Annotated in this window: 24 protein-coding genes; 14 read left to right on the forward strand and 10 right to left on the reverse strand. The window is 56.7% G+C overall.

Annotation, left to right across the window (positions count from 1 at the left end):
- Positions 1 to 15: 15 nt before the first annotated feature.
- The 5 genes from ACR3EJ_RS01190 to ACR3EJ_RS01210 all read right to left on the reverse strand — a co-directional run bounded on the left by ACR3EJ_RS01190 (position 16) and on the right by ACR3EJ_RS01210 (position 4,512).
- Positions 16 to 1,074, reverse strand: a complete 1,059-nt coding sequence (locus ACR3EJ_RS01190; protein WP_170544486.1) for a molybdopterin-synthase adenylyltransferase MoeB — start codon at positions 1,072 to 1,074, stop codon at positions 16 to 18.
- Complete coding sequence (gene dut, locus ACR3EJ_RS01195) at positions 1,074 to 1,529, reverse strand: dUTP diphosphatase (protein WP_170544489.1); 456 nt, start codon at positions 1,527 to 1,529, stop codon at positions 1,074 to 1,076. Before dut ends, ACR3EJ_RS01190 begins: the two co-directional genes overlap by 1 nt.
- A gap of 26 nt (positions 1,530 to 1,555) precedes the next feature.
- A complete protein-coding gene (gene coaBC, locus ACR3EJ_RS01200) occupies positions 1,556 to 2,752 on the reverse strand; it encodes a bifunctional phosphopantothenoylcysteine decarboxylase/phosphopantothenate--cysteine ligase CoaBC (RefSeq protein ID WP_170544492.1) in 1,197 nt (398 codons plus the stop codon).
- A gap of 63 nt (positions 2,753 to 2,815) precedes the next feature.
- Positions 2,816 to 3,637, reverse strand: coding sequence for a ChaN family lipoprotein (locus tag ACR3EJ_RS01205; RefSeq protein WP_170544494.1), 822 nt, complete (start codon positions 3,635 to 3,637; stop codon positions 2,816 to 2,818).
- A complete protein-coding gene (locus tag ACR3EJ_RS01210; protein WP_170544497.1) occupies positions 3,634 to 4,512 on the reverse strand; it encodes an RNA polymerase factor sigma-32 in 879 nt (292 codons plus the stop codon). The genes ACR3EJ_RS01205 and ACR3EJ_RS01210 overlap by 4 nt, the downstream gene beginning before the upstream one ends.
- A 101-nt stretch (positions 4,513 to 4,613) precedes the next feature.
- On the opposite strand from ACR3EJ_RS01210, the gene cobU reads away from it, so the two are divergent.
- From cobU to ACR3EJ_RS01230, 4 genes are read left to right on the forward strand one after another with little or no spacing between them, the layout of a single operon-like run.
- Positions 4,614 to 5,135: a bifunctional adenosylcobinamide kinase/adenosylcobinamide-phosphate guanylyltransferase gene (cobU, locus tag ACR3EJ_RS01215; protein ID WP_170544501.1), complete on the forward strand. Its 522-nt coding sequence runs from the start codon at positions 4,614 to 4,616 to the stop codon at positions 5,133 to 5,135.
- On the forward strand, positions 5,132 to 5,710 hold the full coding sequence (locus tag ACR3EJ_RS01220) for a histidine phosphatase family protein (protein WP_170544504.1): 579 nt from the start codon (positions 5,132 to 5,134) through the stop codon (positions 5,708 to 5,710). Before cobU ends, ACR3EJ_RS01220 begins: the two co-directional genes overlap by 4 nt.
- Before the next feature lie 58 nt (positions 5,711 to 5,768).
- On the forward strand, positions 5,769 to 6,653 hold the full coding sequence (locus ACR3EJ_RS01225) for a glutathione S-transferase (RefSeq protein WP_170544506.1): 885 nt from the start codon (positions 5,769 to 5,771) through the stop codon (positions 6,651 to 6,653).
- Positions 6,654 to 6,701: 48 nt separating this feature from the next.
- Positions 6,702 to 8,216, forward strand: a complete 1,515-nt coding sequence (locus ACR3EJ_RS01230; RefSeq protein ID WP_170544509.1) for a YifB family Mg chelatase-like AAA ATPase — start codon at positions 6,702 to 6,704, stop codon at positions 8,214 to 8,216.
- Here ACR3EJ_RS01230 and gshB read toward each other — a convergent pair.
- The 3 genes from gshB to rsmI all read right to left on the reverse strand — a co-directional run bounded on the left by gshB (position 8,213) and on the right by rsmI (position 10,437).
- Positions 8,213 to 9,145 carry a glutathione synthase gene (gshB, locus tag ACR3EJ_RS01235; protein WP_170544512.1) on the reverse strand — a complete coding sequence of 311 codons (933 nt, stop codon included), beginning with the start codon at positions 9,143 to 9,145 and terminating at the stop codon, positions 8,213 to 8,215. The genes ACR3EJ_RS01230 and gshB overlap by 4 nt on opposite strands.
- Positions 9,146 to 9,206: 61 nt before the next feature.
- Positions 9,207 to 9,575 carry a YraN family protein gene (locus tag ACR3EJ_RS01240; protein ID WP_170544515.1) on the reverse strand — a complete coding sequence of 123 codons (369 nt, stop codon included), beginning with the start codon at positions 9,573 to 9,575 and terminating at the stop codon, positions 9,207 to 9,209.
- 4 nt (positions 9,576 to 9,579) lie between these two features.
- The gene (rsmI, locus tag ACR3EJ_RS01245) at positions 9,580 to 10,437 is read right to left on the reverse strand and encodes a 16S rRNA (cytidine(1402)-2'-O)-methyltransferase (protein WP_170544517.1); all 858 of its coding nucleotides are present in this window, start codon (positions 10,435 to 10,437) and stop codon (positions 9,580 to 9,582) included.
- An 87-nt stretch (positions 10,438 to 10,524) separates the two neighbouring features.
- Here rsmI and ACR3EJ_RS01250 point away from each other — a divergent pair, with 87 nt between their 5' ends.
- From ACR3EJ_RS01250 to murJ, 3 genes are read left to right on the forward strand one after another with little or no spacing between them, the layout of a single operon-like run.
- Positions 10,525 to 11,697 carry a penicillin-binding protein activator gene (locus tag ACR3EJ_RS01250; RefSeq protein WP_170544520.1) on the forward strand — a complete coding sequence of 391 codons (1,173 nt, stop codon included), beginning with the start codon at positions 10,525 to 10,527 and terminating at the stop codon, positions 11,695 to 11,697.
- Positions 11,657 to 14,476, forward strand: coding sequence for a [protein-PII] uridylyltransferase (locus ACR3EJ_RS01255; RefSeq protein WP_170544523.1), 2,820 nt, complete (start codon positions 11,657 to 11,659; stop codon positions 14,474 to 14,476). Before ACR3EJ_RS01250 ends, ACR3EJ_RS01255 begins: the two co-directional genes overlap by 41 nt.
- On the forward strand, positions 14,473 to 16,014 hold the full coding sequence (gene murJ, locus ACR3EJ_RS01260; RefSeq protein ID WP_170544526.1) for a murein biosynthesis integral membrane protein MurJ: 1,542 nt from the start codon (positions 14,473 to 14,475) through the stop codon (positions 16,012 to 16,014). Before ACR3EJ_RS01255 ends, murJ begins: the two co-directional genes overlap by 4 nt.
- Before the next feature lie 7 nt (positions 16,015 to 16,021).
- Here murJ and ACR3EJ_RS01265 read toward each other — a convergent pair whose 3' ends face one another.
- A complete protein-coding gene (locus ACR3EJ_RS01265) occupies positions 16,022 to 16,708 on the reverse strand; it encodes a rhomboid family intramembrane serine protease (RefSeq protein WP_170544529.1) in 687 nt (228 codons plus the stop codon).
- An 86-nt stretch (positions 16,709 to 16,794) separates the two neighbouring features.
- Here ACR3EJ_RS01265 and trpS point away from each other — a divergent pair, with 86 nt between their 5' ends.
- Positions 16,795 to 17,823, forward strand: coding sequence for a tryptophan--tRNA ligase (gene trpS, locus ACR3EJ_RS01270; protein WP_170544532.1), 1,029 nt, complete (start codon positions 16,795 to 16,797; stop codon positions 17,821 to 17,823).
- A 62-nt stretch (positions 17,824 to 17,885) separates the two neighbouring features.
- On the opposite strand, the gene ACR3EJ_RS01275 is transcribed toward trpS, so the two are convergent.
- Positions 17,886 to 18,935, reverse strand: coding sequence for a Glu/Leu/Phe/Val dehydrogenase dimerization domain-containing protein (locus ACR3EJ_RS01275; RefSeq protein ID WP_170703455.1), 1,050 nt, complete (start codon positions 18,933 to 18,935; stop codon positions 17,886 to 17,888).
- Between the two features lie 129 nt (positions 18,936 to 19,064).
- Between ACR3EJ_RS01275 and ACR3EJ_RS01280 the strand changes: the two genes are divergently transcribed.
- The 6 genes from ACR3EJ_RS01280 to tsaB all read left to right on the forward strand — a co-directional run bounded on the left by ACR3EJ_RS01280 (position 19,065) and on the right by tsaB (position 22,792).
- A complete protein-coding gene (locus ACR3EJ_RS01280) occupies positions 19,065 to 19,517 on the forward strand; it encodes an Lrp/AsnC family transcriptional regulator (protein ID WP_170544537.1) in 453 nt (150 codons plus the stop codon).
- A gap of 67 nt (positions 19,518 to 19,584) precedes the next feature.
- A complete protein-coding gene (locus ACR3EJ_RS01285) occupies positions 19,585 to 20,448 on the forward strand; it encodes a branched-chain amino acid aminotransferase (protein WP_170544540.1) in 864 nt (287 codons plus the stop codon).
- 73 nt (positions 20,449 to 20,521) lie between these two features.
- The gene (locus ACR3EJ_RS01290) at positions 20,522 to 20,977 is read left to right on the forward strand and encodes a universal stress protein (protein WP_010442861.1); all 456 of its coding nucleotides are present in this window, start codon (positions 20,522 to 20,524) and stop codon (positions 20,975 to 20,977) included.
- Between the two features lie 8 nt (positions 20,978 to 20,985).
- Complete coding sequence (locus tag ACR3EJ_RS01295; protein ID WP_170544543.1) at positions 20,986 to 21,579, forward strand: 2-hydroxychromene-2-carboxylate isomerase; 594 nt, start codon at positions 20,986 to 20,988, stop codon at positions 21,577 to 21,579.
- Positions 21,580 to 21,648: 69 nt separating this feature from the next.
- Complete coding sequence (locus ACR3EJ_RS01300; protein ID WP_170474317.1) at positions 21,649 to 22,212, forward strand: NifU family protein; 564 nt, start codon at positions 21,649 to 21,651, stop codon at positions 22,210 to 22,212.
- Positions 22,202 to 22,792 carry a tRNA (adenosine(37)-N6)-threonylcarbamoyltransferase complex dimerization subunit type 1 TsaB gene (gene tsaB, locus ACR3EJ_RS01305; protein ID WP_170544546.1) on the forward strand — a complete coding sequence of 197 codons (591 nt, stop codon included), beginning with the start codon at positions 22,202 to 22,204 and terminating at the stop codon, positions 22,790 to 22,792. The genes ACR3EJ_RS01300 and tsaB overlap by 11 nt, the downstream gene beginning before the upstream one ends.
- Positions 22,793 to 22,800 lie beyond the last annotated feature (8 nt).

A 22,800-nucleotide genomic window follows, 5' to 3' on the forward strand; every position in this document is an offset into this window, starting at 1 on the left:
CGCAATGATCCAGAGCTAGTCTGCACTTTGAGCTCCTGACCCGCAAATCGGACAATCTGCGCGGTGCGCCAAGGTGATCTTGCGGCTTTCGCCGTAAAGCGCGTCGTAGATTAACATCTCACCCCGCAACGCCTGCCCGGCACCGGTGATCACCTTGATCGCCTCAACCGCCATCATCGAGCCGACAACACCGGGCAACGGCCCGATTACGCCTGCCTCGGCACAAGAGGGTGCCAGACCAGGGGCCGGGGCTTCGGGAAATATACACTGATAGCACGGGCCGGAAGTGGCTGGGTCGAACACGCTCAGTTGCCCTTCCCATTGCGACAACGCTCCCGAGATCAACGGCTTGCCCAGCGCCACAGCCGTCCGGTTGGCCAGATAGCGGGTGTCGAAATTGTCTGTACCATCAAGGATCAGATCAAAATCAGCGAACAGTTCAGCAGCAATCTCTTCAGTCAGGCGGCGATGATAGGGCAGAACCACGGCATTGGGGTTCTGCGCCACCATGGCATGCTGGGCTGAAAATACCTTGGGCATCCCGATATCCGCATCGCGGTGGATCACCTGCCGCTGCAGGTTCGCATTCTCAACCGCGTCATCATCGATCACACCAATGGTGCCAACTCCGGCGGCAGCGAGATATTGCAAAGCGGGTGCGCCGAGGCCCCCGGCCCCGATCACCAGCACGCGCGCCTGTTTCATCCGCTTTTGACCCGGTCCGCCAAGTTCGCGCAGAACGATATGGCGGGCATAGCGTTCAAGTTCGGTTTCGCTGAACTGATCGGATGGCATGGCAGGTTCCGACATTGGGCTGGGCGCAGCGCGACTACGTAACGCCTTGATGCCCCGCCCATAAAGCAGAGCTAGCAGAACCACGCCAGAGAGGATCAGCCACATCGCTGCAGACCCGCCAGTCGCCTCACGCAACGGATTTCCCTCCGGCAGCACAAGTTGAGCAATGATCACCCCCGTTAGCAGAGCGCCAACAGAAACCAGACGCGCGGCGCGCGAAACACCGGCGATATATCCAACGCCCCATAGCGCGGCAGCCAGGATCAGAACCAGAAGCATCAGCCCCGCCCGGTCGAGCCGAAACCGCCTGCGCCACGGTCGGTCTCACTCAGAACCTCAACGTCCTGAAAAATGGCCTGTACCACAGGCGCGACAATCAGTTGTGCAACACGTTCGCCATGGGTGATTTCGAAAGGCTCCTGCCCCGCATTCAGCACAATCACCCCCAACGGGCCGCGATAATCGCTGTCGATCGTACCCGGGGTATTCGGCAAGGTGATCCCGTGTTTAAGCGCAAGGCCCGAGCGGGGCCTCACCTGAACTTCGAAACCAAGCGGGATCTCGATCCTAAGGCCCGTTGGCACAAGGGTGCGCTCACCTGGAGCTAATATTATTGGCGTACCATTTGGCAAGTTGGCCCGTACATCCGCACCAGCCGCACCAGACGTTTCATAAGAGGGTAACGGCACCGAATGATCAGCCCCTTCCTCTCGGATCACACGAATTGCCACCATCACTGCACCTCAGATTTCAACGACTACTATTTGGTCAGCGCTCCAGCGATCTTAACCGCCAACCGCTTTGCCACTTCGTCTTTACCCATGCGCGGCCATTCTTCGGCACCCTCTTCCGAAATCACGATCACGGCATTTTCGGACCCGCCCATGATGCCCGTCGCGGGACTGACATCATTCGCAACAATCCAGTCACAGCCCTTACGGGCGCGTTTTGCAGTGGCATGTTCGATCACATTGTCCGTCTCAGCCGCAAAACCCACCACCAACAGGGGTCGGCCATCTTCCATATGAGCAATGCGCTTCAGGATGTCAGGGTTCTCGGCGAACTCAAGTGCAGGCAGGCCATCGCGACTTTTCTTTAGCTTCTTGTCCGAGGCGCTGGATACCCGCCAATCGGCCACAGCGGCTGCGAATACACCAGCATCAACAGGAAGCGCAGCGTCCACCGCATCTGACATCTGCTGCGCCGTCTCAACCCGTACAACATTCACCCTTTCAGGTGGCGAAACGTCAGCCGGACCTGTAACAAAAATAACCTCGGCCCCCAGCGCTGCCAGTGCACGCGCCACAGCCGTGCCCTGTGCACCTGACGAGCGATTTGCGATGTAACGCACAGGATCAATCGGTTCATGTGTCGGGCCCGAAGTCACCAAAATACGCTTACCGGTCAATGGGCCGGCCGAAAATTGCGCCTCAATCGAAGCAACGATCTCCAGCGGTTCCGACATGCGGCCCGGGCCATATTCTCCGCAGGCCATGTCACCCTCGTTCGGGCCGACAAATCGCACCCCATCGGCTTCAAGTTGCGCGAGGTTGCGTTGGGCCGCTGGATGCTCCCACATGCGAACATTCATCGCGGGTGCACACAGAACGGGTGTATCGGTTGCCATCAACAGCGTTGAGGCCAAATCATTCGCCAAACCACCTGCCATCTTGCCCATCAGATCAGCGGTCGCGGGCGCAACCACGATCAGATCTGCCGAACGCGACAGTTGGATATGACCCATCTCGGCTTCGTCGGTCAGATCAAAAAGGTCCCTGTAAACCTTCTCACCGGCCAATGCGGATACGGACAAGGGAGTCACGAACTCCTCCGCGGCGCGCGTTAATACAGGCGTCACTGCGGCACCGCGTTCACGCAGCCGCCGGATCAGATCCAGCGATTTATAGGCGGCGATCCCACCACCAATAATCAGCAGAATGCGTTTGGATGAAAGCATGCTTTGCCCTTCCCGTCCCGGTCGGCCCTGACATTAGGCAACGCCGCCGGTCAGTTCCAGCGGTTAATTCTGTGCTTCGAAGGCCTTGCAGGGATCTTCACGTTCTGCAGCAGGGCTATCAACCACGGCGTCGAAGTCTCCGTCGATAAGCCCATCCTCAGATTGCCCGAGCACAAAGACTTTCAGTCCGGGCCGCAAACGCGTCAAAAAAGTTGGTATCCCGCGATCTTTGCGTGCATGGCCGTTGCCCGTGATCACTGCAATCGGCCCGCCAGTTTCATCTGCGGCCCGTAATATGGCGCGCGTGAGCACCGCATCCCGCAAGCGCTGAATTGCAACCATCTGCGGCAGGACCTCGGCAGGCAAAGCATCGCAATGGGCCGCAAGCTGATCCGCCTCACGCGCGGCCTGATCATCGTCAGGCAAGGCCACTGTCAGCCCATATCTGGCCGCGTCCGCCCCTAAAGTGGTCGCTGCTCCGCGCTCCATAGCTGCACGCGCGGCAGTTCGAGGCACCATCGCACCGTAAACCGGTACATTCGCCGCCTGAAAAACGGGATAATACATGCTGAGTGGAGGCCAGCCGGATTCTGCCCAGCGCAGAATTCTCGACAGCTCTTCAGGATTACTCGCCGCTTTCTGCGCCAGTCGCTGTGCGCCTTCTTCGGTCACCATTTCCCAGACAACCGCAGATGGCGCAATTGCTGCAACCGCTTCGGCCTGCACGAGATGATGCCGCGGGTTGTCATGTATTTCACCCAGAATAACGACATCCGCCGCTTGCATATCGTCCAATACATCCTGAGGTATAAGTTCATCGGCGTTGCTCGGCTGAGGTAGTGCGGCGAGCAACACAAAAGCTATAAGAATCGCAAGTGCTTTCATGCGAAGAAGTGTTGCACCTCGCGCGATTGAGCTTCAAGGTTCTTGCGCATTTTTATGAAGGCCGCTGCCTCGAGCTGACGCACACGTTCTTTCGACAGACCAAGCTCCTGACCGAGGCTTTCCAAAGTCCGAGCGGGTTCGCGCAACTTTCGTTCTCGCACAATGAATCTTTCACGCTCGTTCAAAGACTGCATGGCTGTAACCAACCATTCGCGCAATTGCTGCCTATCATGAATGTTCTCGACCACTTCGGCGGCTTGTTCACTGTCATCTTCCAACGCATCTATCCACTCGCGCCCATCTTCATCTGTCGACTGAATCGCATTCAGTGAGAAATCGGACCCGGCGAGCCGCCCTTCCATCATCTCGACGTCACGCAACGGTACACCAATTTCAGCCGCGATCATCTGGTGCAACTGGTGGCGATCCAAATCCATGCCTTCGGTCGCCGCTTCACGTTCAAGACGCGCCTGAACCCTTCGCATATTGAAGAAGAGAGATTTCTGGGAAGAAGTCGAACCTGTGCGCACCATTGACCAGTTACGCATCACATAGTCCTGAATGCTCGCCTTGATCCACCACACCGCATAGGTTGAAAAGCGAACGCCCCGGTCCGGATCAAACTTGTCGGCGGCTTTCATCAAACCCAGTCCCGCCTCTTGAATCAGATCGTTCATCGGCGCGCCGTATCGCTTAAATTTTGCTGCCATTGAAATTGCCAACCGCATATAGGCCGTGATCAGGCGGTGCAGAGCTTTCTCATCGCGTTCATCACGCCAAGCATATGCCAGCTTCAATTCTGTCTCTGCGTCCAGCAATTCGGCTTTCATTGCCTGCCGGGACATCGAAAAATCATGTGCGTTATCAAGTGCCATGCAAATCTCCCTTTTTTACAGGCGATTGGCCGGGCTTGCTTTGCCGACTCAGGGTCGATACGCAGGGCAAAACCGGTTGGATCACCAGAAAGGTAATAAAAGTGCATGCCGATTTAACCTTTATCTTGGGCGGCGCTGCATCCGGAAAATCCCTTTTTGCGGAACAAACTGTTGTTTCTACAGGTAAAAATCGTATTTACCTCGCAACATCACAAGTGTTTGATGATGAGATGCGTCAAAAAATCAGGCAACATATTGCACAACGAGGCAGCGGGTGGACGACGATTGAAACACCATTCGATCTGTCGCCAGAACTCGCAAAGCTGACGCGGGATCAGATTTGCCTGATCGACTGTGCAACCATGTGGCTGACCAACCACCTGCTCGCGGAGAGCAATCTTCACGAAGCGCAATCCAAACTGCTGAACGCGTTGAAAACCTGTGCAGCGCAAATCGTTATCGTTTCGAACGAAGTCGGCCACGGCATCGTGCCTGACAATGCCCTGTCCCGTCGGTTCCGCGAGGCACAGGGGCGCCTGAACATAGCACTGGCTGCACAGGCGGATCGGGTGGTGCAGGTCACGGCGGGGCTACCATTGGTTCTAAAGGGACCACCCCTGTGACCCGGCTACATTTGGTACGGCACGGCCCGACACATGCCAAAACCATGGTAGGCTGGTCCGATCTGCCCGCTGACTTGAGCGATCACGCTGCAATCAGCCGTCTCGAAACGCACCTTCCCTCCAATGCCGTCGTGATTTCATCGGATTTGTCACGCGCCGCCGACACGGCCAGTGCAATTCAAGGCACACGCCAGCGTCTGCCGCACCATGCCGATCTTCGCGAAATCAATTTTGGCACATGGGAGTTGCGCCCATATGCAGAGATCGAGGCTGAAGACCCCGAGCTTTGCTTTGCATACTGGGACAATCCCGGAGATGTCAGACCCCCAGATGGGGAAAGCTGGAATGAAGTCCGCGCGCGCGTCGATGCGGTAGTTGATACCTTGATTGCCGACAATTCAGGACGCGATTTGGTAGTGGTCGCGCATTTCGGCGTAATCCTGACTCAAATCCAACGTGCCTTGGACGTGGATGCGCAAGAGGCGTTCAGTCACCGAATCGACAATCTTTCGGTTACCGAGATTACACGCCACGAAACTGGCTGGTCGGTGGGGCGGATCAATCACCGACCGTGATAGGACTGCGCACAAATCACTGATTTACGAACGCGCATCGACCCTGCATCGTTGGCGCATGACCCATGACCTCTTTATCGGCGACCGGTTGTTTTCAAGCTGGTCCTTGCGCGGATGGCTGATGCTCGAAAAATTCGGCCTGCCCTACCGCACCCACATGATTGGCCTCTACTCCGGGACGATGGCAGCGGATATGAAGCCACTGGCACCAGCACGTCTGGTACCAGCATTGCGGCTACCCGATGGAACTGTGGTCGGTGAAAGCCTCGCCATGGCAGAGACTTTGGCCGAACATCACCCTGACGCCGGACTTTGGCCAACAAAGCCGGCAGCTCGTGCAACAGCCCGGTGGCTTTGTGCTGAGATGGTCGCCGGTTTCATAGCTCTGCGGGGGCAATGCCCCATGCAGTTGAAATATCGCTGGGAAGGTTTCACCCCCTCTAAAGATACGCTGGTGGATCTGCAGCGGATCGAAACACTCTGGGCTCATGCTCGGAGTATTTCGGGTGCCGAGTCGGGCCCTCTGTTTGGTGCGTACTCGTTGGCTGATGTCTTCTATACTCCGGTTGCAGCACGGATTATCGGCTACGACCTACCCGTGACTGAGGCCAATCGCACCTACTGCATGGACCTGCTTTCAGACATTTCCGTTCGGCAATGGCGTGCCATGGGCATGATCATTGAGTATGATCCCTTTCCCTATCCACAAAACCTTACCGCCCATAACTGGCCGATTGGCGAAAACTCGAAAGCGGCAACCGTCAGTACCGGTCCATCCATTAACTCCGCCTGTCCTTACTCCGGAAAACCAGTGAGGGATTATCTTGAACTCGAAGGCAAGGTTTGGGGCTTTTGCAACCCGTTTTGTCGGAACAAAACTGTTGCCGACCCTGGTGCTTGGCCAAAATTTACTGCGATGATCGGTGGCGTTAACGATTCCTAAACCGCAGCCATGGCAGCAACGTCCTGTTAACCAAAAAACAGGATTGCCATGGTCGCCCGCGCCCACACCGTCGCTTTTCAAGGGATCGATGCCCGCCCGGTCGAAGTGCAATGCGCCGTTTCTCCGGGCCTTCCTGCGTTTTCCATCGTTGGATTACCGGACAAGGCAGTCTCTGAGGCGCGGGATCGGGTGCGCAGCGCACTGAGCGCGATGGCCATCGCGCTGCCCTCGAAACGGATCACCATCAACCTGTCGCCCGCCGATTTGCCCAAAGAAGGCAGCCATTTCGACCTGCCTATCGCAGTTGCCTTGCTTACTGCGCTAGAGATCATTCCTGCGGACGCCGCAGAGGGTGCCGTCGCTTTGGGAGAATTGTCGTTGGACGGCTCGCTTGTTCCGGTTGTCGGAGCGTTGCCCGCCGCCATGACGGCTGCTGCTGAAGATCGTAGCTTGCTTTGCCCCAGCGCCTCTAGCTCGGAAGCCGCTTGGGTAGATGCCACGCAAGTGATCGGTGCTGGCTCATTAGGAGATGTGGTGCGGCACTTCACCGGCCAATCCGCGTTGCCCGCCGCGACACCGGGCGAGGTCAGTCTTTCGCCCAGCGCGCGCGATTTGCGAGACGTAAAAGGGCAAGAACGCGCTAAACGGGCCTTGGAAATCGCCGCCGCGGGGCGGCATCACCTGATCATGATCGGGACACCCGGTTCGGGGAAATCCATGCTGGCGGCGCGCCTGCCAGGAATATTGCCACCGCTGACGCCGGTCGAAGCACTGGAAACTTCGATGATCCAATCGCTTTGTGGGTTGTTGGACGAAGGCGGCATCAGCCGCGCGCGACCGTTTCGAGAGCCACATCACACCGCCTCGATGGCGGCTATCGTCGGTGGGGGGAAAGGTGCAAAACCCGGTGAAATCTCATTGGCGCATAACGGCGTTCTTTTCATGGACGAGTTCCCCGAATTCCCGCGCACCGTTCTGGAAACCTTGCGACAACCGATTGAGACCGGCGAAGTCATGGTCGCCCGCGCCAACGCCCATGTGAAATACCCATGCAGGTTTATGCTGGTGGCCGCTGCCAACCCCTGTAAATGTGGATACCTGACTGATCCGTCCCGTGCCTGCTCGCGCGCACCGGCTTGTGGCGAGGATTATCTGGGCCGCATCTCAGGGCCACTAATGGACCGGTTCGACCTGCGTATCGAAGTACCCCCTGTAGGTTTTACCGATCTCGATTTGCCACCGTCGGGCGATAGTTCAGCCGCTGTGGCTGCGCGCGTTGAAGCCGCGCGCGCTGCTCAAGCTGACCGGTTTCGCGACACCCCCGAGACCCGTCAAAACGCGGATGTTCAAGGCAACCTATTGGAAGAAATCGCCGCGCCAGATTCCGAAGGCAAGGCGTTGCTTTTAAAAGCTGCCGAGCGTTTCGGCCTTTCGGCCCGCGCCTTCCACCGTATCCTGCGGGTCGCCCGCACCATCGCCGATCTCGATGGAGAGCCGGACGTGCGCCGCCCCCATGTCGCCGAGGCGCTGAGCTTTCGCATCAGCGCAAAGGCAGGGGCTTAAAACTTGGCCTCAATCGCCTGCCAGATTTTCTCGGCGATATTCAAACCGTTGAATCGCTCAAGCTCCTGAATGCCGGTGGGTGACGTGACATTGATCTCGGTCAGGTAGTCGCCAATCACATCGATTCCGACAAAGACCTGTCCACGTTCTTTCAACAACGGCCCAATTGCAGCGCAGATTTCCATATCGCGGTCAGACAGGCCGATTTTCTCAGGGCGCCCACCCACATGCATGTTCGAGCGGGTTTCACCCTCGGCTGGAACGCGGTTGATGGCCCCCACTGGCTCGCCATCCACGAGGATGACACGTTTGTCGCCGTTTCTTACATCCGGCAAAAACTTCTGTGCGATCAACGGCTCACGCGAGAAACCCGTGAACAACTCATGCAGTGATGTCAGGTTGCGATCATTCGCATCGAGGCGGAAAACACCCGCGCCTCCATTGCCATATAACGGCTTGAGGATGATATCGCCGTGCTTCTCTTTGAACGCTTTGATGGTCTGCAAATCCCGCGCAATTGTGGTGGGCGGTGTCAGTTCAGGAAAGTCCAATACCAGCAGCTTTTCCGGATAATTTCGCACCCAAAACGGGTCATTCACCACCAAGGTCTGCCCCCGGAGACGGTCCAGCAAATGGGTCGAAGTGATGTAGTGCATGTCGAACGGAGGGTCCTGCCGCAACCAGACCACATCGAAATCAGCTAGATTCACTTCGCGTTCTGGCCCCAGAACAGCCGGGTCGCCAGCGACCCTTTGCACTGTCATGTCGTGCCCGCGCGCAGTGACTTTGCCCTCCTGATACGCCAATTGATCCGGGCCATAGAAAAAAAGCTGGTGGCCGCGGGCCTGAGCCTCTTCTGCCAAACGAAACGAGCTGTCGGCATTGATATCCACGGCCCCGATCGGGTCCATCTGAAAGGCGATTTTCATGGTCTATCCCTCAATTCCTCGCCTGATACATGGCGCAGAGACTCGACGGGTTCAATGGTGATCAGTTCATACCGAAGGCGTTTTCGATGATTTGAACAGTTCCGGTATCATCCACCAAAGCGGCGTCAAAACGCGTGTTTGTCAACTGCCCGCCGGGTTCCTGTTCAAGATACTGCGCAGCAGATGCACAAATTCGATCCATCTGTCGACGGTTGATGCGAGCGGCGGCGGCTTCAAAACTGCGGCTTTTCTTGACCTCAACGAAGACCAACCCCTCCGCATTGCGCGCAATCAAATCAATCTCGCCACCTGCGCCGCGCCATCTGCGATGTGCGATTGAATACCCTCGGCGCTGGTATTCAGTAGCAACGCTAAACTCTGCTGAACGTCCGGCGTGATATGAAACCGAACCCCGAACAGATCGCCGCATGCTTTCATCCTTTTCCCAGTTTCAGGGCCTTCTGATAAATCGGTCGGCGCGGCAGGCTGAACATCTCTGATACCAGATCTGCTGCATCCCGTACCGAATGCGTTTCCAAGGCTCTTCTCAAGGCCTCTTCTACGTCGGTTTCCTTAACAGATTGCGAATGGGCGCGATCTACAAGCAAGACAACTTCGCCCTTGACGGATGCATCCTGATACTCGGACGCAAGATCCGCCAACGTCCCTCTTCGGGTCTCTTCAAACTTTTTCGTCAGTTCACGGCAAAGCGCCGCCTGGCGCTCACCACCCAGCACTGCGGCCAGATCCGCGAGACAACCCGCCACACGCTTCGGCGATTCGTAGAAAACCAGCGTTCCGGGGACACTACGCAGCGCCTCGATTCGCGAACGCCGCGCGCCAGAAGCATTGGGCAGGAAACCGGCAAAGAAAAAGGCGTCGGTCGGTAGACCGGCCAATGTCAGTGCGGTCAATACGGCAGACGGGCCCGGTGCACAGGTCACGTTATGCCCGGCCTCGGCTGCTTGACGCCCCAGATCATAACCGGGATCGGCAATCAGGGGCATTCCGGCCTCGGATGCATAGGCAACCGATTGCCCCTGCGCGAGCGCTTCAAGGATCTTGCCACGTGCGCCAGCTCCGCTGTGATCGTGATAGGCCAAAATACGACGCCCCTCGAGCGGCACGCCATGAATTTCCATCAACCGACGCAGGCTACGGGTATCCTCGGCAGCGATCATGTCTGCCGAGGCCAGCACATCCAAAGCCCTGAGCGTAATGTCGCGCGCTGTCCCGATTGGAGTGGCGATAAAATACAGCCCTGCGGCCAATCTGATCTTTTGGAAATTCAAAGCTGGACCCTCACAGCGTGACGTTTATTATCGCGGATCAATAGACCAAGGTGCCCTCAGACGCCGGATCAGGGAGTTTTCTTTTAGATGTTTACCGTTTGCAAGCCCGCACGCAAACTGGCGAAATCCGCCATCGCTCTGGCTACGGCCGCATTCCTCGCTGCTTGTGATGCCGGAGGCTTGGGTGGAGGTCCTTCGATCAACGCCTCAGACCCGGTCCCGGTTGCGCTTCTGGTGCCAAGCGGATCGCCTCAATCTGGTGATGCCGCCCTTGCGCGAAGCCTTGAGAATGCCGCACGTCTGGCGATCGCGGATTTGCCAAACGTCAAGATTGACCTGCGGGTATATGACACTGCTGGAAATGCAGGAACAGCATCAAGTGTCGCACAGCAAGCCGTTGCGGATGGGGCTAAGATCATTCTTGGTCCAGTATATGCGCAGGCGGCCAATGCGGCGGGCCTTGCTGTTCTAAACAACAACGTCAACGTGCTGTCCTTCTCGAACAACACCAGCATTGCGGGCGGCAATGTTTATGTGCTCGGGCCTACATTCCAAAACACGGCCAACAGGCTCGTGAACTACGCCGGACAGCAGGGCAAGAACAATACTGTCATAGTGCATAGCAATGACTCGGCAGGCCAGTTGGGCCGGTCTGCCATTGCCACCGCGCTCAGCAACAGCCGCGTCAATAATGCGGGTACCGTTGGATATGACCGGTCTCAGCAGGGAGTGATCGATTCGGTTCCGACCATCAAGGCGACAGTCGACTCAACTGGCGCGGATTCGATCTTCTTGACTGCAACGACGGCGGGCGCACTGCCCCTCTACAGCCAATTGCTACCAGAGGCAGGCGTTTCACCGGCAACAACGCAATATATCGGCCTGACGCGCTGGGACATCCCGGCACAGACGTTGGAATTACCAGGTGTCCAAGGCGGATGGTTCGCGCTACCTGATCCTGCAAAGGCACAGGTCTATCGCCAGCGGTACAATAATACCTATGGCGAAGCACCGCACCCGATCAGCGGGCTTGCCTACGATGGGATTGCCGCCATTGGCGCGTTGGTGAGCCAAGGCAAATCCGATGCCCTGACTGGGGCGGCTCTGACCCAAAACGCCGGATTTCAGGGTGTAGGTGGTATCTTCCGCCTGCGACCTAACGGTACGAATGAACGCGGTCTGGCGGTTGCCACGATCCAGAACAAACAGGTGGTTGTGATTGACCCTGCCCCACAAAGCTTCTCTGGCGCCGGATTCTGAGCGACTGGCGCTGGCCACCGCGTCTAAAGACGACCTGATCTGTTCAGCCGACGAGATTTTTGACAGCGTTTCCGTCGATGCCAGATTGTCCGATGCAATTAAGAACAGCTCGGACAACGCAGCGTTGCGCGCAGAAACAGTGCGTATTCTGCGAGACGCCCAAAAGGCTGGGCGCAAGGCGATTTCCGATTCATTTTCACAGCGCCCATTCGATGCACACCCTCTGACACATTCCTATACCTATCTGACGGATCAGATGGTGCGGACCGCAATGCGGGTCGCAACCGAGCATTTGCACCCGCTCGCCAATCCTACTCGTGGGGAAAAAATCGCCGTATTGGCGGTCGGCGGCTATGGCCGGGGTGAAATGGCTCCCTCCTCTGACGTGGACCTGCTGTTTCTGACGCCCTACAAAATCACCGCCTGGGCCGAGAGCGTGATCGAATCCATGCTCTACATCCTCTGGGATTTGCGACTGAAGGTCGGGCATTCTTCGCGTACGATCAAAGACTGTTTGCGCTTGGGTGCAGATGATTTCACCATTCGCACCGCCATGCTAGAGCAGCGTTATCTCGTCGGGGATCAGACGCTTGCGCAAGAGCTTGAGGAATATCTGAAAAGCGAGCTGTTCAAGGGTACTGAGCGGGAATTTATCGAAGCCAAGCTGAAAGAACGGGATGAGCGGCACCTGAAACAAGGTGAGCGCTATATGGTTGAGCCTAATGTCAAAGAAGGCAAAGGCGGCCTGCGCGACCTGCAATCGCTCTACTGGATCGCAAAATATATCTACAGCGTGAAAGATGTTGCCGAACTGGTCCCGATGGGTTTGTTCACACCGGAAGAGTTCGGTGAATTCGTTCAGGCCGAAGAATTCCTTTGGGCTGTCCGGTCGCATCTGCATCTGGTGACCGGTCGCGCGACAGAGCAGCTGACTTTCGATCTGCAGGTCGAGGTGGCGGATCGCATGGGCTACGAAGACCGCGCGGGTCGGCGGGCCGTCGAAGTATTCATGCAGCGGTACTTCCGCGAGGCGACACGTGTGGGCGAGTTGACCCGCATATTCCTGACAAAGCTGGAGGCGGCCCATATGAAGGGCGCGCCGTTACTAGAACGCATTTTTCGCCGTCGGCGTCAGATCAAGGCCGGGTACAGGGTTGTTCATGGCCGTCTGGATATCGCGGACCCCGACAAATTCCTGTCAGACAAAGTCAATCTGCTGCGGCTGTTTGAGGAAGGCCTGCGCACAGGCATGTTGATCCACCCTGACGCCATGCGTTTGGTTACGGCAAACCTGAACCTGATCGACGAAGACATGCGCAACAACAAAGAGGCGCGGCGCATTTTCCTTGATCTGATGCTGAAACACGGCAACCCCGAACGGGCCCTGCGCCGAATGAACGAGTTGGGTGTACTGTCGGCCTTCCTGCCCGAGTTCGAACACATCGTAGCGATGATGCAGTTCAATATGTATCACAGCTATACGGTGGACGAACACACGATCCAGTGCATCGTAAATCTGGCCCAGATCGAACGCGGAGAGCTAATCGAAGAGCTGCCGCTGGCGTCCTCGATCCTTGAGCGAAGTGTCAATCGCAAGGTCTTATACGTTGCCTTGCTTTTGCACGATATCGGGAAGGGGCGGCCTGAAGATCACTCGATCCTTGGCGCTCAAATCGCTCGCAAGGTGGCGCCGCGTCTCGGACTGAATAAGGCAGATTCCGAAACCGTGGAATGGCTGGTGCGATACCATCTGTTGATGTCCGATATGGCACAAAAGCGCGATATTTCTGATCCACGCACCATCCGCGACTTCGCCAAAGCGGTTGAAACAGTAAAGCGATTGGATTTGCTTACGGTGCTGACGGTCTGTGACATTCGCGGTGTCGGGCCGAATACCTGGAACAACTGGAAAGCCACACTGCTGCGCGCCTTGCACGCAGACACCAAGCGCGCGCTGGAATCCGGCATGGAGGTTCTCAATCGTGCCAACCGTGGCGCAGAGGCAAAAAAGCAGTTGCGCGCCGTGTTGGAAAACTGGTCCAAATCCGATCTGAAGACTGAAACCGGGCGACACTACGATCCTTATTGGCAAGGGTTGAACCTTGCGACCCATGTCGAATTTGCGGAGATGCTGAAATCTCTCGAAGACAGCGGTGACCCCGCGGCGGTCGAGATCCGATTGCATCCGGATGAAGATCGCGACGCGACCCGCGCTTGCTTTGCCATGGGCGACCACCCGGGTATCTTTTCTCGGATTGCCGGGGCGCTGGCTCTGGTTGGGGCCAACGTTGTGGATGCACGCAGCTATACGACAAAAGACGGTTATGTGACGGACGCATTCTGGATACAGGACGCCGAAGGCCATCCGTTCGAAGCATCTCGCCTTCCGCGTCTGACCCAGATGATCCACAAGACGCTGAAGGGTGAAGTGGTGGCAAGGGACGCCCTAAAGTCACGCGACAAGATCAAAAAACGTGAGCGCGCCTTCAACGTCCCAACACACGTCACCTTCGACAATGAAGGCTCGGAAATCTACACGATCATCGAGGTCGACACGCGTGATCGGCCCGGCCTGCTTTATGATCTGGCCCGAACATTGGCGGCAGCCAATGTTTACATCGCGAATGCGGTGATCGCGACCTATGGCGAACAGGTGGTTGATACATTCTACGTCAAGGATATGTTTGGTCTGAAATACCATTCTGAGGCCAAGCAGCGTGGCTTGGAGGCCAAGCTTCGTAATGCCATTGCCGAAGGTGCGGAGCGGGCCGCCTCATGAAGCCGATCCGCCTGATCTCGGGCTTTTTCACCGTTGGCTTCTGGACCCTCGCCAGCCGTATTCTGGGTTTCCTGAGGGAGATTCTGCTGACCGCCTTAATCGGCCCGGGCCCGGTTATGGATGCCTTTGTCGCAGCGTTCCGCCTGCCCAACATGTTCCGCCGCTTCTTTGCTGAAGGGGCATTTAATGCAGCCTTTGTGCCAATGTTCTCGAAACGCCTGGAGGGCGATGAGAACGCAGAAGGCTTTGCGCAGGACGCATTCAATCTGTTGGCGGTGGCTGTGCTGGCCTTGGTCGGGTTGGCGATGGTTTTTATGCCCGGCTTGGTCTGGATTACCGCTGAAGGTTTTTACGGAGACGAGCGCTTTGATCTGGCAGTGGACTATGGATACGTCGTGTTCCCCTACATTCTATTCATGTCTCTTTCCGCGTTGTTTTCCGGTGTTTTAAACGCGACCGGCCGATTTGCGGCCGCCGCTGCAGCACCAGTGTTGCTGAACATCTTCGCCTGTTTCGCATTGATCTTTGGAGCCATGTCAGGAGGGGACGTGATCCGCTGGCTGATCGCAGTCATCCCAGTCGCTGGTGTCGCACAGCTTGCTCTGGTCTGGGTTGCGACTGAGCGCGCCGGTATTTGTATACGGCCGGGTTGGCCGACGCTTAGCCCAGAAATGCGGCGTATGGTGCGGATCGCTGTGCCAGCGGCGCTGGCCATGGGGGTGACGCAGGTCAATTTGGTAGTGGGGCAGCTTGTAGCTTCCAAAACCGAAAAAGCCATCAGTTGGTTATTTGCAGCGGATCGTTTGTATCAGCTGCCTTTGGGAGTGGTCGGAATCGCAGTTGGCATCGTTTTATTGCCTGACCTATCGCGCCGTTTGCGCGCAGATGACAAAGACGGCGCCCGCAACGCGTTTTCTCGGGCCGGTGAATTCACATTGCTTTTGACGCTACCCTCAACGGTTGCCTTTCTCATCATTCCTGGCCCATTGGTCTCGGTTCTGTTCCAACGCGGCCAGTTCAGCGCCGAGGATACGGCAGCGACCGCTCTTGCCGTCGCTATCTATGGCATCGGGTTACCTGCGTTCATGTTGCAAAAACTGTTACAGCCGCTGTTCTTCGCCCGCGAGGATACAAAATCACCGTTTAGATACGCCGTGTTTGCGATGGCGGTGAATGCCGGGCTTGCCTTTGGCCTGTACCCCGTCGCCGGTTGGATTGCGCCCGCGATCGCAGCCTCGACCGCTGGTTGGGCGATGGTAGCTTTGCTGGCAATCGGCGCGCGGAGGATGGGGGACGAGGCACGGTTTGACGACCGATTCAAACAGAGAATCTGGCGGATCGTGGCCGCCTCGGCGGGCATGGGCGTTGTGTTGTTTGCTGCGATCCACTTGTTTGGATGGGCGTTTGGCATACCCGGCTGGCGCTACTTGGCGCTATTGATGCTCATCGTTACCGCAGCAATTGCCTATTTCTTGTTGGGCCACGTCTTCGGCGCGTTTAGGCTTTCGGAATTCCGAAATGCACTAAAACGAGGCTGAATTTGCACTAATCACGCCTTGTTTTGCTGAGAATGCGCGCCCAACCGCCCGGAGCCAGAAAGAAAGACAAGCCGAACCCGGTGGCAAATCCACCCAGATCGGCAACCCAATCCGACGTGCCGCCGAAGATCAAGCCGAACAGCAGCTGAATCCCCATAAGAACCGCAATCAAGCTGAAAGCGCGGGATTGGTTTTCGCCGACCAGTGAAAGCTTACGCCACAACAACCATGTGAACGCACCGATCAACCCGTAGACAGGCGGAAACCCCCCAACCAGAGGATAGGGCGGGTTCAGCAAAACGGCATAGGCCAGCGCTCCGCCCACGCCAGACACCACAAAGATGATCAGCATGGCGATGCTGCCAAACACCTCGGCAACCATTTTCCCCATTGCCAGTACAAACACGCAAACAAATATCGCTTGCGTAAAATTGGCCTGGACAAAGGGATAGGTCACAAAGCGGATCACATGTTCGAACGGCCAACGCCCGTTCTGCACCATCCAGTCGAAGATATCAGGCGAGAACGTGTATTGCTGCAACGCGTCCAGCCGCCATCCAACCGCAGTTAGACCTCCGACCAGCCCGCGGCCGCCAAGCATAAAAGCCAGCTCGATCCCCATGATGAACAGAACTAATGCCACCACGATCGGCGGCAGAGGGTTCACGGGCGGTGTATAATGCTCACTGCTCATTGGGCTGGCCTTTCGCGGCTGTTGACGTCCCTTTGCCTCATGGGTAAGCGACGGGGGCTGATTTTTCCAGACAGGAGTTTCCTTCGATGACCGAGACCCAATTCACGCCGCGCGTGTTTTCCGGCATCCAGCCTTCAGGAAACCTGCACTTGGGTAACTATCTGGGTGCACTCAAACGTTTCGTGGATATGCAGGGGCCGGAGTATGAGACCGTCTACTGCATGGTTGACCTCCACGCGATTACTGTCTGGCAAGACCCGGATCGCCTGCGTGAGAAGACTCGTGAAGTTTGCGCTGGATTCATTGCCGCCGGTCTCGACCCTGAGAAATCCATCCTGTTCAATCAGAGCCAGGTGCCCGAGCACACGCAGTTGGCCTGGATCTTCAACTGCATCGCCCGGATCGGTTGGATGCAGCGTATGACGCAATTCAAGGACAAGGCCGGTAAGAATGCGCAAAACGCGTCGTTGGGTCTGTTCGCTTATCCCGCACTGATGGCTGCGGACATTCTGGTCTATCACGCGACCCATGTGCCGGTCGGTGAGGACCAGAAGCAGCATCTGGAACTGACGCGCGACATCGCAATCAAGTTCAACCATGACTACGGCGTCGATTTCTTCCCCGTGACCGAACCGGTAATCGGTGGCCCAGCGCCGCGCGTGATGAACCTGCGCGACGGCTCGCGTAAGATGTCATCCTCTGACCCGTCCGATATGACGCGGATCAATATGACTGACGATGCCGACGCCATTGCCAAGAAAATCCGCAAGGCCAAGACTGACCCGGATGCACTGCCCTCGGAAGTGAAGGGGCTTGAAGAGCGGCCCGAGGCACGAAATCTGGTGAACATCTTCGCTGCTCTTAGCGATCAGACTGCCGAGCAGGTTTTGGCAGAGGTAGGTGGCAAACAATTCGGTGAGTTCAAGCCGATGCTGGCTGAATTGGCGGTTGAGAAGCTGTCACCCATCTCCTCCGAGATGGCACGTCTGATGGGAGAAGAGGCTGAGATCGACCAGATACTTGCCCGCGGGGCTGAACGGGCGCGTGCGCTTGCCTCCCCGATCTTGCAAAAAACCTACGAGATTGTGGGCATGGTCGGTGCTGGCAAGTCCTGATGATCAGAATCCGATCTAGAAACGCCGCCCAATCCGGGTGGCGTTTTTTGTTCGCCAGCCTCTTATGCGGCCTCGGGGCGCAGCATTTCATGCACAATAGATTCAGCAACCTGATGTGGGCTGACCGCTTCGATCTTGGCCCTCGTCAGGATGCGATCCATCGTCTGCTCAAGCGCCTTTAATCTATCAGCGACCCAAGCTTCACGCTCTTCTACGCGCAGGATTTCTGTTGCCACATTTATGATGCCACCCCCGTTAGCGACAAAGTCGGGTGCGTAAAGAATGCCGCGCTGGTGAAGCAACCGCGCATCGCGAGCACTGGCCAACTGGTTGTTTGCGCCCCCAGCCACGGCGCCGACCTGCAACAACGGAATGCTTGTTTCGTTAAGGATACCCCCGATGGCGCAGGGGGCAAATATGTCAGCCTCAACACCATAAATCATATCGGGGGCCACAGCCTGAGCCGCATACTGTTCAGCAACGCGTGCCGATTGGCGGGCATCGATATCTGTGACGATCAGCCGTGCGCCTGCATCATGAAGCAACTGACACAAATGCGCGCCGACATGACCAAGCCCCTGAACCGATACGGTCAGGCCATCCAGATCAGTTCGCCCAAAACGGTGCTGCGCAGCCACCCGGATCGCGTTGAATATTCCGCGTGCCGTGATGGGGGATGGATCACCGCTCGCAAATTCCCCGTCTGCCAGCCCTGCCACAAAGTCAGTCCGGGACCCGATATGGGCCATGTCAGCGGGCGTCATACCCATGTCTTCTGCGGTCCAGTACTGGCCGCTCAGGCTTTGCACGGCTTGACCGAAGGCACGCAGAAGATCGGGTGATTTATCGACGTGCGGGTCACCAATAATAACGGCCTTGCCACCCCCCAGAGGAAGATCAGCTGCAGCGTTCTTAAAGGTCATGCCCCGCGCCAATTGCAAGGCATCATTCAATGCCTCAGCGGCATGCCCGTAGGGGCGCATCCGCACACCGCCAGCAGCAGGACCGCGTTGCGTCGAGTGAATTGCAATATAGCCCAATAGACCAAGTGCGCTGTCCTTGAATTCGACCACGCGCTCGTAATCTGGCGCGTCTATGATGGTGATGTCCATTCTTCTCCTCCGGGCTACCCAGTGGAGTTTGCCATCTGTCGACGAGTGAATTTCACCTATTTATCGCTACCAGCAGAAGTATTTTAGGGGTATTCTTCAACCAACTCGAAAATGATGGAGCTTTTCACTATGGATGACATCGACTCCAAGATAATCCGTGCCCTCCAGAATGATGGCCGCATGACTGTTATCGATCTGGCAGACCATGTTGGGCTGTCCCCGACACCTTGCGCGCGACGCTTGGATCGATTGCAACGAGATGGAATCATCACCGGGTACGCCGCTCAGGTAGACCCCGAGCGGCTTGGCTTCGGTGTTACGATTTTTGTCTCTGTTGAGTTGGAGAAACAGGATCGCAGCGCCATCGATTCCTTTGAAAAGGCAATTCGGCGGTGTGACGAGGTGATGGAGTGCTATCTCATGACAGGCTCGCGTGACATCTTGCTGCGCGTCGTGGCCAAAGACCTCAACGCATTTGACGCCTTCTTAGAAAACCGACTGATGAAAATACAAGGCATCAGAAATCTGCGTTCAAACTTTGCCTTGCGCACCATGGTCAAACGTGAGTCGCTGCCTCTGTAACGCGGATAATCTGCTGGACCTTGCCTCGGCCCCAACCTAGGTTTCCCGAAGCTTGAGGGAGGGCGCAATGGCAGTCGGCAAAAACATCCGCACCTATTTCGAAGGTCAATGGCATGATGGGGACGCCCCGATCATGCGCGCAGCCGACCATGGCGCATGGCTTGGCTCGTCTGTATTTGACGGCGCCCGCTTCTTTGATGGAATGACCCCGGATCTGGATGCCCATTGCGCTCGGGTCAATCGCTCGGCCGAAGCTCTGATGCTAACGCCTTCGGTGACTGCGGAACAGATGGTTGAACTGGTTCAGGAGGGACTACAAAGTTATCCAACAGATACTGCAGTTTACATTCGTCCTATGTATTGGGGCATCGACGGAGACCCAACCGCAATCATCCCCCAGGAAGACAGCACTGGCTTCGCCATTTGCCTGGAAGAAATCCCGATGGCCCCCGAATCCGCCTCGGCCACGCTGACGACAACCCGCTTCCGTCGCCCCGTTCTGGAATCTGCCGTGGTTAACGCCAAAGCGGGCTGCCTCTATCCGAACAACGCCCGGATGTTGCAGGAGGCGCGTAGCAAAGGTTTCTCAAACGCGTTGGTTGCCGATGCGATGGGGCACGTGGCGGAAACCGCGACCGCCAATATTTTCATGGTTCGCGACGGCGAAGTTTTCACCCCGATTCCCAATGGAACATTCCTTGCCGGCATCACCCGGGCGCGACACATCAAGAATCTGCGCGCCGATGGGGTGAAAGTGCATGAATCTGTGCTGAGCTTTGAGGACTTTCAAGATGCTGACGAAGTGTTCATGACCGGTAACATGAGCAAAGTGACCCCAATCACCGCGCTGGATGACACCCAGTATCAGGTGGGTCCAATTGCCCGTCGCGCACGCGAGATGTACTGGGATTGGGCTGCAAGCAATCGCTGATCGACACCCTGCCCGTTTCAGTTGCCTCTGCGCATCCTGTGGGGCATGATCCCGAAAACAAACGAGGACAAACATGCGCAAGTTCCTAGTCGTTCTTGACGACAGCCGTGAATGCCTGAACGCCATGCGCTTTGCCGCAATGCGCGCGGCCCATACGGGCGGCGGAGTTACGGTTCTTTCGGTAATTCCGCCGGATGAATTCAACCATTGGATCGGTGTTGCCGAGGTGATGCGCGAAGAGGCGCGCGAGCGTATTCACGCGCATTTCGAAGTGTTCGCCAAATGGATGCGTGACAAGCAGGGTGTCGAGCCCGAATTGGCCATTCGCGAAGGCGACCCGGTTCCTCAAATCATCGAACACGTCCAGTCCGACTCTGAAATTGGCGTGTTGGTGCTGGGCGCTGGCACTGACAAGAAAGGACCCGGACCATTGGTAACCCAGCTAACCCGGAACTCTGGCAGTCTGCCTATACCGGTCACTATCGTGCCCGGCGACTTAAGCAAGGAAAAGCTGGAAGCCATCACCTGAGGCACATTATGCCAGCAACATTGCAATTTTGGTTCGATTTCGCGTCGACCTATTCCTATCTCAGCGCTATGCGCATCCAACAGGCGGCCGCAGAAAAGAGAGTCGCCGTGGAATGGCACCCATTTCTTCTGGGCCCGATCTTTGCTGAACAGGGTTGGAACAACTCGCCGTTCAATCTGTATCCCGCAAAGGGCCGGTACATGTGGCGGGATATGGAACGGCTTTGTGCAGCGCGCGATCTACCATTTCAGCAGCCCAAAAATTTTCCGCAAAACAGCCTGCACGCGGCGCGTCTGGCATTGGCAATTGGATCAACTAATCAACGTGGTGCATTTGTACGCGCCGTCTATTCTGCACAATTCGGAGCGGGACAAGACATCTCGGACCTCAAGGTTCTGGCGGAATGCCTTGCCAGTTCAGGCGTTTCGCAAGATGTGATGGAACAGATTGGTAGCCCCCAGATCAAATCCGCGCTGTTCGAACAGGTCGCTCGGGCCAAGGCTCTGCACATCTTCGGCGCACCAAGCTTTATCGCCAAAGATGAATTGTTCTGGGGTGACGACCGATTGGATGACGCGATTTCCTTTGTCGCATCAATTTAGAACGATTCCAAATCTTGACTTCCCCCGTCCGGACGCGCATATCAGATACACCTTAAACGGAGCCGCGCCATGTTTATCCAAACTGAATCCACACCCAACCCGGCAACTCTGAAGTTTTTGCCCGGTCAAACGGTTCTGGAAGCGGGTACTGCAGATTTTCCAAACGCTGAGGCGGCCGAGAAATCTCCGCTCGCCACTCGTATCTTTGGCGTCGCGGGTGTGACAGGAGTGTTCTTTGGCAATGATTTTGTCACGGTGACAAAATCCGATGATGTCCAATGGGATCACATCAAACCCGCCATCCTTGGCGCTGTAATGGAGCATTACCAATCCGGTCAGCCCGTCATGGGCGCAAACGTTGATGCAGGCGCAGGGCACGCCGAACATACCGGCGAAGACGCTGAAATTGTACACCAAATCAAAGACTTATTGGACAGTCGAGTGCGACCTGCCGTGGCACAGGATGGCGGCGACATAACATTCCATGGCTTCGACAAAGGGATTGTTTATCTTCACATGCAAGGGGCCTGTGCGGGATGTCCATCCTCCACGATCACTCTGAAAATGGGTATCGAAAACCTGCTACGGCATTACATCCCGGAAGTGATCGAGGTTCGCCCCGTTGCGATCTGATCCAACCATCCTGGCATTCGACACATCGGCCGCGCATTGCGCGGCCGCTTTGTTGCAAAACGGTGTGATTGTTGCGTCCTGCGTTGAGCCCATGTCGCGCGGGCAGGCTGAGAGGTTGATGCCTTTACTGGAAGAGTTGTTGGAAGAGAACGGATGCAACTGGCAAGATCTGGACGCGATTGGTGTCGGGGTTGGCCCCGGAAACTTCACCGGGATTCGAATCTCGGTCTCGGCTGCCCGAGGACTGGCGCTTGGTCTGGACGTTCCCGCAGTCGGTGTATCGGGCTTCGATGCCTTGGCCGAGTTGGCCCCCAAAGGCGACTTACCTGCGATTCCCGCTCCTCGCGACCAAGTTTATTTGATGCCGGATGGAGCAAAAGCGCGACTGGTCGCGCGACACGACGCAGAATCATTGGGCAGACTATATCTTTGCGATCAGCCTGATCGGCAGGTTCGCACTATTGCTCGATTGGCGTCGCGGCGTTTGACCTCGACGCCCACTCCACCCGCACCTTTATATGTTCGCCCTGCAGATGCCGCGCCTTCGCGCGACGTACCTCCGGTCTTGCTTGACGAATGACGCCACAG

It is taken from the genome of Ruegeria sp. AB11 (assembly GCF_056536325.1).

What these genes read in the sequence shown, in the direction of transcription:
- ACR3EJ_RS01190 (WP_170544486.1), bottom strand. Translation starts at nt 1,074, where the DNA reads ATGCTTCTGGTTCTGATCCTGGCTGCCGCGCTATGGGGCGTTGGATAT.
- dut (WP_170544489.1), bottom strand. Translation starts at nt 1,529, where the DNA reads ATGGTGGCAATTCGTGTGATCCGAGAGGAAGGGGCTGATCATTCGGTG.
- coaBC (WP_170544492.1), bottom strand. Translation starts at nt 2,752, where the DNA reads ATGCTTTCATCCAAACGCATTCTGCTGATTATTGGTGGTGGGATCGCC.
- ACR3EJ_RS01205 (WP_170544494.1), bottom strand. Translation starts at nt 3,637, where the DNA reads ATGAAAGCACTTGCGATTCTTATAGCTTTTGTGTTGCTCGCCGCACTA.
- ACR3EJ_RS01210 (WP_170544497.1), bottom strand. Translation starts at nt 4,512, where the DNA reads ATGGCACTTGATAACGCACATGATTTTTCGATGTCCCGGCAGGCAATG.
- ACR3EJ_RS01225 (WP_170544506.1), top strand. Translation starts at nt 5,769, where the DNA reads ATGACCCATGACCTCTTTATCGGCGACCGGTTGTTTTCAAGCTGGTCC.
- ACR3EJ_RS01230 (WP_170544509.1), top strand. Translation starts at nt 6,702, where the DNA reads ATGGTCGCCCGCGCCCACACCGTCGCTTTTCAAGGGATCGATGCCCGC.
- gshB (WP_170544512.1), bottom strand. Translation starts at nt 9,145, where the DNA reads ATGAAAATCGCCTTTCAGATGGACCCGATCGGGGCCGTGGATATCAAT.
- ACR3EJ_RS01240 (WP_170544515.1), bottom strand. Translation starts at nt 9,575, where the DNA reads ATGCGGCGATCTGTTCGGGGTTCGGTTTCATATCACGCCGGACGTTCA.
- ACR3EJ_RS01250 (WP_170544520.1), top strand. Translation starts at nt 10,525, where the DNA reads ATGTTTACCGTTTGCAAGCCCGCACGCAAACTGGCGAAATCCGCCATC.
- murJ (WP_170544526.1), top strand. Translation starts at nt 14,473, where the DNA reads ATGAAGCCGATCCGCCTGATCTCGGGCTTTTTCACCGTTGGCTTCTGG.
- ACR3EJ_RS01265 (WP_170544529.1), bottom strand. Translation starts at nt 16,708, where the DNA reads ATGAGCAGTGAGCATTATACACCGCCCGTGAACCCTCTGCCGCCGATC.
- trpS (WP_170544532.1), top strand. Translation starts at nt 16,795, where the DNA reads ATGACCGAGACCCAATTCACGCCGCGCGTGTTTTCCGGCATCCAGCCT.
- ACR3EJ_RS01275 (WP_170703455.1), bottom strand. Translation starts at nt 18,935, where the DNA reads ATGGACATCACCATCATAGACGCGCCAGATTACGAGCGCGTGGTCGAA.
- ACR3EJ_RS01280 (WP_170544537.1), top strand. Translation starts at nt 19,065, where the DNA reads ATGGATGACATCGACTCCAAGATAATCCGTGCCCTCCAGAATGATGGC.
- ACR3EJ_RS01285 (WP_170544540.1), top strand. Translation starts at nt 19,585, where the DNA reads ATGGCAGTCGGCAAAAACATCCGCACCTATTTCGAAGGTCAATGGCAT.
- ACR3EJ_RS01290 (WP_010442861.1), top strand. Translation starts at nt 20,522, where the DNA reads ATGCGCAAGTTCCTAGTCGTTCTTGACGACAGCCGTGAATGCCTGAAC.
- ACR3EJ_RS01295 (WP_170544543.1), top strand. Translation starts at nt 20,986, where the DNA reads ATGCCAGCAACATTGCAATTTTGGTTCGATTTCGCGTCGACCTATTCC.
- ACR3EJ_RS01300 (WP_170474317.1), top strand. Translation starts at nt 21,649, where the DNA reads ATGTTTATCCAAACTGAATCCACACCCAACCCGGCAACTCTGAAGTTT.